The organism is Chryseobacterium sp. HNCC26DJ239, from assembly GCF_057180445.1.
This window is the reverse complement of sequence record NZ_JBXUGJ010000006.1, coordinates 144,677-156,847: the sequence shown is the minus strand read 5'-3', so window position 1 is coordinate 156,847 and position 12,171 is coordinate 144,677. Positions and strand designations below refer to the sequence as shown.

Genomic DNA, 12,171 nt, shown 5'->3' with positions numbered 1-12,171 from the left:
AAATGAATAAAACATTCAAATTATATGCTGTGATTTTTGTGGTTGTTCTTGCCATCATTGCATTACTGGAAGCCAACAAAACTGAAACTACAGATTGGCGCAAGAATTTTGATGTCACCAAAAAATCTCCTTTTGGTTTATACGTCTTTAATCAGGAAGCTAAGTTGTTGTTTAATAATAAACTTAAGAAGATTGCAGATAATCCGTACAATTTTTATGAGGAAAACAAGAAAGATCCCCATAATATTTTGGTTCTAGAAACCGAACTAGACCCCGAATCTTGGGAAAAAATAATGGATGAGGTTTCTAATGGGTCTACCGCAATGATTATTAACGAACGTATTCCTAAAAATATTTCAGACAGTATTGGTTTTTACACGTCTAATTTTACGTATGCAGAAAATTATGTTTTAAAACTTACAGATAAAAAGCTTGGAAACAGTTTTGTGAAAATAGATAAATTTCCAGGAGGGAGAGGCTTTACTTATGTGAAACCTGAAGTAGAAATTCTAGGCAAGGTTATATCGGAAAAAGCAGCAGATCAAGCCGTTTTTATTAAAGCAAAATTTGGTAAAGGATATTTTTATATGCATTGCGAACCGCTTTTTCTTACCAATTATTACCTGCTTCGTAAAGGAAATGCGCAATATGCCCAAGATGTTTTTTCTTACCTTCCAGACAGAGAAACCGTTTGGTTTACGCAAGAAGAAAACGAAGGAGAATCTCAGTTTTTTATGAGGTTTATTTTGAACAATCCGGCTCTGAGATACGCTTGGTGGATGCTTTTAGGAGGCATGTTTCTTTTTATTATGTTTAATGTAAAACGAAAACAACGTATTGTGCCCATTATTGAACCATTGAAAAACTCTTCGGTAGAATTTGTGAAAAGTATCGGAAATCTTTACCTTCAAGAAGGAGATTTTCATGAAATGATGGCGAAAAAAGCGCAATATTTTCTTCATAAAGTACGAATGGATTTGTTGATTGATACCCAAAATTTGGATGAAGATTTTGCCAAAAAGCTCCAATTGAAAACAGGGAAATCTGAAGAACAGATTAGCGAAGCAATAACGCTCATTAAGAAAGCACAAGATCCTTATGCTTCTGTAATGAAAGAAGATTTAGCGAAAATGAATCGTTTGCTTGATGAGATTTTAAAATAGTTTAAAAAGTAAAAGTAAGGTTCCAGAGGAGCCGAACCTTTGTAGAAAAAATGAGGTGGTTTTAAGGGAGCTCCGTAGGAGCGACAACTTTGTAACGTTAAAAAAGATGGCAAATACATATTCACAAATTTTTGTTCAGTTTATTTTTGCAGTAAAGGGAAGAGAGCGACTGATAAGGGAAGAAAAACGTGAACGGTTGGAAAAATATATCACAGGAATTGTTCAAAACAACAGGCAAAAATTACTAGCTATTTATGCTAATCCAGATCATATCCATCTGTTAATAGGGTATAATGATTTGAATGTTACGATTCCTAATTTGGTAAGAGATATTAAAGCAAGTTCTTCAAAAATGATAAATGATGAGCATTGGTTTAATGGAAAATTTAACTGGCAAGAAGGGTATGGTGTATTTTCGTATTCAAAAAGCCAGATTGATAAAGTAGTTAAGTATATTTTAAATCAAAAAATTCATCATCAAAAACAAAACTTTAAAGAAGAATACTTAGACTTCTTAACAAGATTTGAAGTTGATTTTAAAGAAGAGTATATTTTTGAATTTTATAATGATTAAAGGTGTCGCTCCTCCGGAGCTCCCATTATCAGAAGATTCGCAGCTACAAAGGTTTGGCTCCTACGGAGCCACCCTAATCAAGAAAAATAAATTTCTATAAAAATAACTTCAGAATTTGAATAAAGCTCTTTTGGGCGAAAAATTTCTAAAAAAATTATAAGCAATGGAAAACATTGAGAATCAAAATACAGAACAAAATAGCATCAATCTGCAGAAAGAAGAAAATAACTTCGAACTGAGAATAGATATGATGGATTTGAAGAACAGTCTTCAAAAAGTAAAGTCTGAAATCGGAAAAGTAATCGTTGGGCAAGAAACGATGATTGAGCATTTGCTTGCAGCACTGCTTTCTAACGGTCATGTTTTAATTGAAGGGGTTCCAGGAGTGGCAAAAACCATTACTGCAAAACTTTTAGCGAAAACCATTGATGTAGACTTTAGCAGAATACAGTTTACGCCAGATTTAATGCCTTCAGATATTTTGGGAACGTCGGTTTTCAATGTTAAAAATTCTGAATTTGAGTTTAAAAAAGGACCTATTTTCTCCAGTTTTGTCTTGATTGATGAAATCAACAGGTCGCCTGCAAAAACACAATCTGCCCTTTTTGAAGTAATGGAAGAAAGACAGATTACGATGGATGGTTATCAATATAAAATGGAAGAACCTTTCATCGTAATTGCTACGCAAAACCCAATTGAGCACGAAGGAACGTACCGACTTCCGGAAGCGCAGCTAGACCGTTTTTTGTTTAAAATAAATGTAGGTTACCCAAATTTAGAACAAGAAATTGCTATCATCAAACATCAGCACGAAAGTCGTGTTGAAGATAAAACAGAAGGCATCAATAAAGTAATTACCGCTACTCAACTGAAAGGATATCAGAATCTTGTGAAAGAAATTGTAGTAGAATCTCAGCTTATAGAGTATATCGCTAAAATTATTTTGAATACAAGAGAAAATCAATTCCTTTATTTAGGAGCATCTCCGAGAGCAAGTTTGGCACTTTTAACGGCTTCTAAAGCTTTTGCAGCATTGCGAGGGAGAGATTTTGTAACGCCTGAAGATATTAAAGAAGCAAGTTACGCCGTATTAAGACATCGTGTAATCGTTTCTCCGGAAAGAGAAATGGAAGGACTTACTGCCGACGAAATTATCAGACAGATTTTAGAAGGAATAGAAATTCCTAGATAGATTTTCTGCAATGCTTAACGGACTAATTAATTCAGTAAAGAAGTTTTAGTTTAATAATTTTTACCTAGAACTTTCAACATAAAAAATGAAAAACCTGTATCTCCATACCCGTTTTTTTCTTGCGCTTATCGCCGTGGGAATTGTCTATGTCTTGGCATTCTTTTTTCCGTGGATGATGATGGTTGCGCATATTTTTCTGCTTTTGGTGTTTTTGGCGGCAATGGTAGAATTTCTCTTTGTTTTCAACAGAAAAGAAGGCGTAACTGCCCAAAGAATTTTGCCCGAAAAACTTTCAAATGGTGACGAAAATCCTGTAAAAATTGATATTAGAAACGATTACAGTTTCAAAATTAATGTAAATGTGATTGATGAAATTCCGTTTCAGTTTCAGAAGAGAGATTTTTTGATTAAAAAACAGATTGAAAGTAGAAAAAACTCTTTTTTTCAATACATTTTAGAACCAAAAGAGCGTGGTGAATACAGTTTTGGAGCGTTAAATGTTTACGTTTCTTCGCCTTTAGGCTTTGTTGCGAAAAGATTTAGGTTTCAAAAAGATGCGATGTTGGCGGCTTATCCGTCATTTATCCATCTCAGAAAGTACGAATTGATGGCGCTTCAGAATGAATTTCTTTTAGGTGGAATCAAAAAAATCAGAAAAATTGGTCATACCATCGAGTTTGAGCAAATTAAAGAATATGTTCCGGGAGACGATATTCGAACGATAAACTGGAAGGCAACTTCAAAAGTGAATCGTTTAATGGTAAACCAATTTCAGGAAGAAAAAGCGCAACGTGTTTTTATGATTATTGATAAAGGCAGAACCATGAAAATGCCTTTCAATGGGCTGAGTCTTTTGGATTATTCGATTAATGCAACGATGGCTTTGTCGCATATTATTCTTAAAAAAGGTGACCGCGCCGGAATGATGACGTTCTCTAAAAAAGCCGAAAACAAAGTCGCCGCAGACCATAAATCTGGACAATTGAGGAAGATTTCTGAATCTCTCTACAATGTAAAAACAGATTTTTTTGAAAGTGATTTCAACAGATTGTACCAAGATGTAAAGTTTTCGTTGAACCAAAGAAGTTTGGTGTTGCTTTTTACCAATTTTGAAACGTTAGATGGTTTAAATCGTCAATTAAAATATCTTCGCGGAATAGCCAAAAATCACTTGTTGGTTGTTGTATTTTTCAAAAATTCAGAATTACATCAACTTATTCAAAAAGAACCAGGAAATACGCAGGAAATTTATGACCAAATTATCGCCGAAAAGTTTGAGTTTGAAAAGAAATTAATCATTCAAGAACTTAGAAAATACGGTATTTTTTCGGTCTACACGCTTCCTGAAAATCTCAACATAGAAGTCATCAACAAATATTTAGAAATTAAAGCAAGAGGGATTTTGTAATATCTATGGCTATGAAAAAAATATTTATTATTGCGATATTTGGCTTTATTACAGCGGGATGTCAAGAAAAAAGAGAGCGAATTACGAGAGGTGACCAAGATGATTTAGTTTTGGTAGAAACAGAAGACGATGAAATGAATGCAGCAATTGCAAACGCTAAGTCTACCTTTAATAAAGATTTTCATACGGCTCTTTTAAGTAAGAATCCCAATTTTTCAAATTTTGCGATTAAACAGCGTTTTGAACTTCCAGATGGAGCGGGCGAACATATATGGATTGGCGAAATTGAGTTTAAGAAAGGAAAATATTTGGGTGTAATTCAGAACGAACCGTATGAAAATATTGGAGTGAAGTTGGGAGATTCTGTACAGATAAATATTGATAATCTTTCAGATTGGATGTATTATGACAAGAATATTGTAAAAGGAGCTTATACAGTTAAAGTACTGCGTAAAACCATGAGCGAAGAAGAATTAAAACAGATGGATTCGGAAGGTTTGATTTATGAATAAGGAAATCACTAATTTTGCAATTATTACTTATTATTCAAATTACTCATGAAAATAACACTCAATAGAATTAACGACGATTTTTTGTTTGAATGCACCAACAGCCAGGGAAATTCAATTCTTTTAGATAATACTTCACAACCAGGCGCAAAAGGAGTTTCTCCTATGGAAAGCGTTTTGATGGCTGTTGCAGGTTGTAGCGGAATTGATGTGGTTTCTATTTTGAAAAAACAAAGACAAGAAATTACAGATTTTAAAGCCGAAGTTGAAGGCGAAAGAATTCCTGTAGACGATGCAAAACCGTTTAAATCGATTACTGTAAAGTTTTTGTTGGAAGGAAATATCGACCCTAAAAAAGCATTGAAAGCATCAGAATTGTCTTTCGAAAAATACTGTTCTGTTTCTAAAACTTTAGAACCAAATGTTGAAATTGGCTATGAAGTTTTTGTAAACGGAGAAAAAGTAGAGAAATAAATTTGAAGAGTTTGAGCGTTTTAGAGTAAAGGAATTGATTAATCTTTATCAATTCACAAACTCTAAAACACTCCGACTCTCAAACTCTAAAACCTTGGTTTTAGAAGCTTGGCAACAGTAGCCGTCCATCCAGTTTGATGGGAAGCTCCGACACCACGACCATTATCTCCGTGGAAATACTCAAAGAACGTGATGTAATCTTTGAAGTTTTCATCAAAATTAAATTTATCGTATGTTCCGTTGAAGGCTCTTCTTCCGTCTTCATCTTTCAAGAAAATAGAACAAAGTCTGTTGCTAATATTTTGGGCTATTTCGTCTAGATTTTTCTTTTCACCGCTTCCGGTTGGGAATTCTACTTTCAAGCTGTTTCCGTAATAAAAATGGAATCGCTGCAAACTTTCAACAATTAAAAAATTAATAGGAAACCAAATTGGGCCTCTCCAGTTGCTGTTTCCGCCAAACATTCGGCTGTCGCTTTCTGCAGGAGTGTAATACACCACGTTTTCGTTTCCGTGAACGTTGAAAACGAAAGGATTTTCTTCATACACTTTAGACATAGCTCGAATTCCGTAGGTGCTTAAGAATTCTTTCTCATCAAGCATTCTTGTTAACACTTTTGAGAGACGATTTTTTCTTAAAATACTCATTAAATGTTTTCTTCCTTGCCCTTCTTCATCCCAATGCGAAACAAGCTTGGTAAGTTCTGGTTTGTTTTTTAGAACCCATTCCATTCTTCTACGGAAATTAGGCATTTTTTCAAGGATATCGTGATCGATAATCTCCACCGCAAACATCGGAATAAGACCTACAATACTTCGGAGTCGTAAAGAAACACTGTCGCCATTTCCAAGTTGTAAAACGTCGTAGAAAAAGCCGTCTTCTTCGTTCCATAGACCTTTTTTGCCGTCGCCGAGATTTTCCATCGCTTCAGCAATATAAAGATAATGTTCGAAAAATTTAATCGCCATATCTTCATAAACTTGATAATATTGCGCAAGTTCCATCGCAATTCTCATCATGTTGAGAGCGTACATTGCCATCCAGCTGGTTCCGTCTGCTTGCTCAAGATGTTGCCCATCTTTTAGTTCCATATTTCGGTCAAAAGCACCGATATTATCGAGCCCAAGGAAACCTCCACCGAAGATGTTTTTTCCGTTTTTATCTTTTCGGTTTACCCACCAAGTGAAATTTAAAAGAAGTTTTTGGAATACTTTTTCTAAAAACAGAAGGTCTGGTTTTCCGTTTTGTTTTTCATCAATTTTAAAAACTCTAAAGCAAGACCATGCATGTACAGGTGGGTTTACATCGCTTAAGTTCCATTCATAAGCAGGCATTTGTCCGTTGGGATGCATGTACCATTCTTTGGTGAGCAAAAGGAGCTGGTTTTTTGCAAAAGTGGCATCAATGAGAGCAAAAGGCACACAATGGAAAGCCAAATCCCAAGTTGCGTACCAAGGATATTCCCATTTATCAGGCATGGAAATAACTTCTTTGTTATGAAGATGATGCCATTCTGCATTTCTTACATAATGATTAAAGTTTCTTGGAGCATCAAAATTTGGGTCGCCTTTCAGCCATTTTCCTACGTTGTAATGGTAAAATTGTTTGTTCCAAAGTAAACCTGCGAACGCTTGTCTTTGCACATTTTTTTCGTCTTCGCTTTCAATTTCGTCCTGAATTTCTTTGTAGAATTCATCGGCGTCATTTTTTCTTTCAGCAAAAATCTGTTCAAAATTTTCAAAAGGCTGGTCTAGAACTTCTGAGGTTAATCGTAATTCGAAAACTTCAGATTCTCCTGCTTTAATTGTTTTGGTAATAACAAAAGTAGCTTTAGAACCTCTTTTTTCAGGGTTTACAGTTGGTGTTTTTTTTATGATAAAATCATTAATACCGTCTTTGTAATAAGCGTTTTCTTGTTTTGGAGAACCATATATTTTCTCGGTATTGGTTTCGTTTTCGCAGAATAATGCTTCACCCGGAGTTTTGGTGTACAATTTTTTTACATCAACACTATCATGGTGAATGTTGATGTAATCATCAGAATAGGCATTCAACTGTCCCTTGTATTGGTTGTATCCCCATTTCCAGTTGTTTCTGAACCAAACTGTAGGAAGAACCGTTAAAGGCGCATCTTCTTTGCTTCTGTTGTGTACAGTTACTTTTACGAGAATATCGGTACGATCGGCTTTGCAATATTCAATAAAAATATCAAAATACTCATCATTATCAAAAATTCCTGTATCGATAATTTCATATTCTGGTTCTTTCTTCGATCTTTTGGCGTTTTCAGCGACCAATTCATCATAAGGAAAAGCATTAATAGGATATTTGTACAGCATTTTCATGTAGCTGTGCGTAGGCGTATTATCGAGGTAGTAAAAAAGTTCTTTTACATCTTCACCGTGGTTTCCTTGCGGATTACTTAGACCGAAAAAACGCTCTTTTACCATTTTATCTTTGCCATTCCAGAAGGAAAGTGCAAAGCACAGAAGCTGCTTACGATCAGAAATTCCGGCGATTCCTTCTTCGCCCCAACGATAAGCGTAGCTTTCTGCAGAATTGTGGTTGGTGAAGTTCCAGGCATTACCGTCGGGACTGTAATCTTCACGTACATTTCCCCATTGTCTGTTGCTCACATAAGGACCCCAATCTTTCCAATCTTGGTTGTTTAATCTATCTTTTTCGACGTTCATATAGCTTCATTTTCTCTACGAATTTAATTTTTTTGAGCATGAAAAACAATTTTTCAGGTCTGAATAATTCTTAATAACCCTCTGAAAAGCTTATTGTAAGGGAAAATTTAATGTTAATTTTTTTTATTTTAATAATTAAAAGAAAAGATATATCTTTGCACCACTCGTTCATTCAAATATTGAAAATGTTATCAAGAAAGGTTGAGGGATTAGACCCTATGAAACCTTAGCAACCCTTTGCATTGCGCAATGAAGGTGCTACGTTCTACCAAATTTATTTTTGGACAGATAACTTACTGAAGTTCTTTCAGCCATTTCCTGTGGCATTTTCAATTGTATTAAAATAATAGAATTGAAAACAGAACTTAAACATATTAATTTTTCGTATCAAACCGATGGAGGTAAAGAATATCAAATCTCGTTAAGCTATCAGCTTTTCGGGAAAGAATTGTTTACAGCACCCATTATTTTAATCAATCATGCATTAACTGGAAATTCTGAAGTTTCTGGCGAAAATGGATGGTGGAAGAAATTAATCGGTGAAAATCAGGTAATTGATACTAATCATTATACGGTTCTGTGTTTCAATATTCCCGGAAACGGCTACGACAACTTTTTTATTGAAAATTATGAAGATTTTACCGCTTCAGATATAGCAAATATCTTTTTAAAAGGGTTAGATTTTCTTCAGATTAAAAACTTGTATGCCGTAATCGGAGGTTCTTTAGGTGGCGGAATTGCTTGGGAAATGTTGGCGAAACAAACTTCTCTTGCCAAAATTTTCGTTCCTATTGCCTGTGATTTTAAAACACACGACTGGCTTCACGCACAATGTCTGGTTCAGAAATTTTTGTTGAATCAAGAAGATGAGCCTTTGCAAAAAGCGAGAATTCATGCCATGTTGTGTTATCGTACTCCGGAATCCTTAAACGACAGATTTCAAACAAAATACAATACAGAAAAACAACGATTAGAGTCTGAAGATTGGCTAATTTATCATGGTAAAGCTTTAAACGAAAGATTTAGTTTAAAGTCATATCGATTGATGAATCATTTGTTGATGAATCTTTCAGCAGATGAGCAACATTTGAAAAATATTCATGCCGAAATTCATCTTATCTCTGTAGATACAGATCTTTTCTTTCCTCCGTCGGAAATTCGAATGTGCTGTAAAAGGCTAAAAGAGGAAAAACAAAATGTGTTTTATCACGAAATCCAATCAATTCATGGGCACGATGCCTTTTTAATGGAGTACGAACAATTAAATAATATCATAAAATCTATTCTGAAATAAAATGACGACAGAAACAATAAACATCTATCAAAGCAAAGCACTGGTAAATTTTGAAGGCAAAGATTTTCTTGGCCAAATCGGGATTGATTCCAGAATTTTTAAAAGATTAAATGACGAAGGAATTAGCGTGGGAGTAATTTCTCAGCAAGCGATTGAAAACGGAATCTCGGTTTTGGTAGACGAAAAAGATGCGCAAGATGCGGTAAGAGTTCTTTCTGAAGAATTTAAAATAGAAAAAGAAAACGCTATTGTAAGCAACATTTATAGTGTAAATAATGTTGCCGTAATCGGCTTTGTATCGGAAAATTACAGTAAAATTCTATCTGAATTACAGCGAAATAAAATTTTCCCGCTTTTGTTAAATCAAATTGCATCGGCAGGAAGAGTAAATATCGTTGTGATGGAAAGCCAGACCGAAATTGCAAAAAATATTGTTGAAACTGAGATTTTCGGTAAACCAAAAGTGGTGCATTTAGCATTAATTGGTCATGGAAATGTGGGTGGAACTTTAATTGAACAGATTTTAGATTCAGCGCACGATATTTTAACAAGAAAAAGACTTGAACTGAAAATTGTTGCTATCGCAAACTCAAAGAAAATGGCTTTAAATAAAGGCGGTTTCGGGAGCGATTGGAGACAAAAAATGAATTATTCTCAAGTAGATTCCAACGTTGATGCATTGATAAAATATGCAAAAGAGCATCACCTAGAGAATCTTGTAATGGTAGATAATACGGCGAGCAAAGATTTTGTAAAACATTATGATGCCTTTGTAGAAAACGGTTTCGATGTGGTTTCTTCTAACAAAATTTATAATACTTTATCGATTTCACAATACAGAAATTTGCGTAAATCTTTAGAGAAAAATAAAAAACAATATCTGTACGAAACCAATGTTGGAGCAGGTTTACCGTTAATTGATACAATTAAATTGCTTCACCTTTCTGGAGAAAATATTACTAGAATTAAAGGGGTGTTTTCAGGAACGTTAAGTTATGTTTTTAATAACTTTTCTTTGAGAGACGAGAGGTTTTCAACCATCATCAACGAAGCTTTAGAAAAAGGCTATACAGAACCAGACCCGAGAGAAGACCTTTCTGGTAACGACGTTGCAAGAAAATTGCTGATTTTGGCAAGAGAATTAGATTTAATTAATGAGTTTGAAGATATTAACATTCAGAATTTGGTTCCTGAAGCTTTGCTTTCGGTTTCAAAATCAGAATTCCTTTCGAGATTGGAAGAATTGGATGATGAATATCAAAAAATCAAAGAAAACCAAGCAGAAGAGCATGTTTTAAGATATGTAGGAGATTTGCATGGAGATTTACAAAAAGACAAAGGTGAATTGGATGTAAAACTGATTTCAGTTCCTGCCAATTCAGCTTTAGGACAGCTAAAAGGTTCTGATTCTATTTTTGAAATTTATACCGAAAGTTATGGCGAAAACCCAATCGTCATTATGGGAGCCGGAGCTGGAGCTCAGGTTACCGCAAGAGGAGTTTTTGGAGACATTTTAAGAATCAGCGCTACGAAATAATTAATGTAACAATATAACAATGTAGCAATGAAACAATATAACAGTTTACCAATGATTTTTAAGATTGAAAATGATGATTGGTACATTGGTAAATTGCTAGATTGATAAATTAAATAATATGGATAATTTTGAAACTTTTGCGATAAGAACTCAAACTGAAAGAACGCAGTTTGATGAGCATTCAACACCTTTGTATTTAACATCCAGTTTTATTTTTCAGGATGCAGAAGATATGAGAGCGAGTTTTGCGGAAGAAAAAGACAAAAATTTATACAGCCGTTTTTCAAACCCGAATGTAACCGAGTTTACCGATAAAATTGCGAAAATGGAAGGTGCAGAAGCGGGTTATGCCTTTGCGACGGGAATGGCGGCAATTTATTCTACATTGGCAACTTTGCTTAATGCGGGAGATCATGTGGTAAGTTGTCAGTCGGTTTTTGGTTCTACCCATACTTTGTTTACCAAATATTTCCCGAAATGGAATATCGAAACCACTTACTTCAAAGCAGAAGACTCTGAAAATGTTGAAAAATATATTCAGCCCAATACAAAAATATTGTATTTAGAAACGCCGACAAATCCTGCGATTGAGGTTTTAGATTTAGAATTTTTCGGACAAATTGCGAAGAAACATAATTTAATATTCATTGTAGACAACTGTTTTGCAACACCTTATTTGCAGCAGCCTATTAAATACGGAGCGGATATCGTTGTACATTCAGCTACCAAATTAATCGACGGGCAAGGTCGTGTTTTAGGTGGAGTAGCAGTAGGGAAAGCAGATTTAATTCGTGATATTTATCTTTTCGCAAGAAATACGGGACCTGCAATGTCGCCTTTCAACGCTTGGGTTTTGTCTAAAAGTTTAGAAACTTTGGCGATTAGAGTAGATAAACATTGTGAAAATGCCTTAAAAGTTGCCGAGTTTTTAGAAAATCATCCGAATGTAGAATTGGTAAAATATCCGTTTTTACCTTCTCATCCAAGTTATGAAATCGCTAAAAAACAAATGAAAGCCGGCGGAAATATTGTTGCTTTCGAAATCAAGGGCGGAATTGATGGTGGTAGAAAATTTTTAGATAAAATTAAAATGTGTTCACTTTCTGCAAATCTCGGAGATACCAGAACAATTGTTACGCATCCCGCTTCTACAACGCATTCTAAGCTTTCTGATGACGAAAGAAACGAAGTAGGCATTACCGCAGGTTTGGTTCGTTGTTCCGTAGGTTTGGAAAATGTGGAAGATATTATTGCAGATTTGAAACAAGCGTTGGAGTAAATTTGGTTTGCCCTGAAAGGGCAAAATCAAAAGCCTGCGGTGAAGCCG

Annotated in this window: 10 protein-coding genes and 1 riboswitch; of the genes, 9 read left to right on the top strand and 1 reads right to left on the bottom strand. The window is 34.8% G+C overall.

Features of this window, described 5'->3' with window-relative positions:
• The first annotated feature begins 2 nt into the window (after positions 1 to 2).
• From AC2A1D_RS14230 to AC2A1D_RS14205, 6 genes are all read left to right on the top strand, one after another.
• Entirely contained in the window at positions 3 to 1,163 is a 1,161-nt protein-coding gene (locus AC2A1D_RS14230; protein ID WP_484044256.1) for a hypothetical protein, read from the top strand.
• A 106-nt stretch (positions 1,164 to 1,269) separates the two neighbouring features.
• Complete coding sequence (gene tnpA, locus AC2A1D_RS14225; RefSeq protein WP_484044255.1) at positions 1,270 to 1,737, top strand: IS200/IS605 family transposase; 468 nt, start codon at positions 1,270 to 1,272, stop codon at positions 1,735 to 1,737.
• A 163-nt stretch (positions 1,738 to 1,900) separates the two neighbouring features.
• Positions 1,901 to 2,929 carry an AAA family ATPase gene (locus AC2A1D_RS14220; protein ID WP_484044254.1) on the top strand — a complete coding sequence of 343 codons (1,029 nt, stop codon included), beginning with the start codon at positions 1,901 to 1,903 and terminating at the stop codon, positions 2,927 to 2,929.
• Positions 2,930 to 3,014: 85 nt separating this feature from the next.
• Positions 3,015 to 4,337: a DUF58 domain-containing protein gene (locus AC2A1D_RS14215; protein ID WP_484044253.1), complete on the top strand. Its 1,323-nt coding sequence runs from the start codon at positions 3,015 to 3,017 to the stop codon at positions 4,335 to 4,337.
• A gap of 11 nt (positions 4,338 to 4,348) precedes the next feature.
• The gene (locus tag AC2A1D_RS14210) at positions 4,349 to 4,849 is read left to right on the top strand and encodes a YegJ family protein (RefSeq protein ID WP_484044252.1); all 501 of its coding nucleotides are present in this window, start codon (positions 4,349 to 4,351) and stop codon (positions 4,847 to 4,849) included.
• A gap of 45 nt (positions 4,850 to 4,894) precedes the next feature.
• Positions 4,895 to 5,320, top strand: coding sequence for an OsmC family protein (locus AC2A1D_RS14205; protein ID WP_484044251.1), 426 nt, complete (start codon positions 4,895 to 4,897; stop codon positions 5,318 to 5,320).
• An 86-nt stretch (positions 5,321 to 5,406) separates the two neighbouring features.
• Here AC2A1D_RS14205 and AC2A1D_RS14200 read toward each other — a convergent pair whose 3' ends face one another.
• On the bottom strand, positions 5,407 to 8,013 hold the full coding sequence (locus tag AC2A1D_RS14200; RefSeq protein ID WP_484044250.1) for an MGH1-like glycoside hydrolase domain-containing protein: 2,607 nt from the start codon (positions 8,011 to 8,013) through the stop codon (positions 5,407 to 5,409).
• A gap of 185 nt (positions 8,014 to 8,198) precedes the next feature.
• Positions 8,199 to 8,308: riboswitch (SAM riboswitch) on the top strand.
• Between the two features lie 57 nt (positions 8,309 to 8,365).
• On the opposite strand from AC2A1D_RS14200, the gene AC2A1D_RS14195 reads away from it, so the two are divergent.
• From AC2A1D_RS14195 to AC2A1D_RS14185, 3 genes are all read left to right on the top strand, one after another.
• Positions 8,366 to 9,307, top strand: a complete 942-nt coding sequence (locus tag AC2A1D_RS14195; RefSeq protein ID WP_484044249.1) for an alpha/beta fold hydrolase — start codon at positions 8,366 to 8,368, stop codon at positions 9,305 to 9,307.
• A gap of 1 nt (position 9,308) precedes the next feature.
• Entirely contained in the window at positions 9,309 to 10,844 is a 1,536-nt protein-coding gene (locus AC2A1D_RS14190; RefSeq protein WP_484044248.1) for an ACT domain-containing protein, read from the top strand.
• A 118-nt stretch (positions 10,845 to 10,962) separates the two neighbouring features.
• Positions 10,963 to 12,123 carry an O-succinylhomoserine sulfhydrylase gene (locus AC2A1D_RS14185; protein WP_484044247.1) on the top strand — a complete coding sequence of 387 codons (1,161 nt, stop codon included), beginning with the start codon at positions 10,963 to 10,965 and terminating at the stop codon, positions 12,121 to 12,123.
• Positions 12,124 to 12,171: the final 48 nt, after the last annotated feature.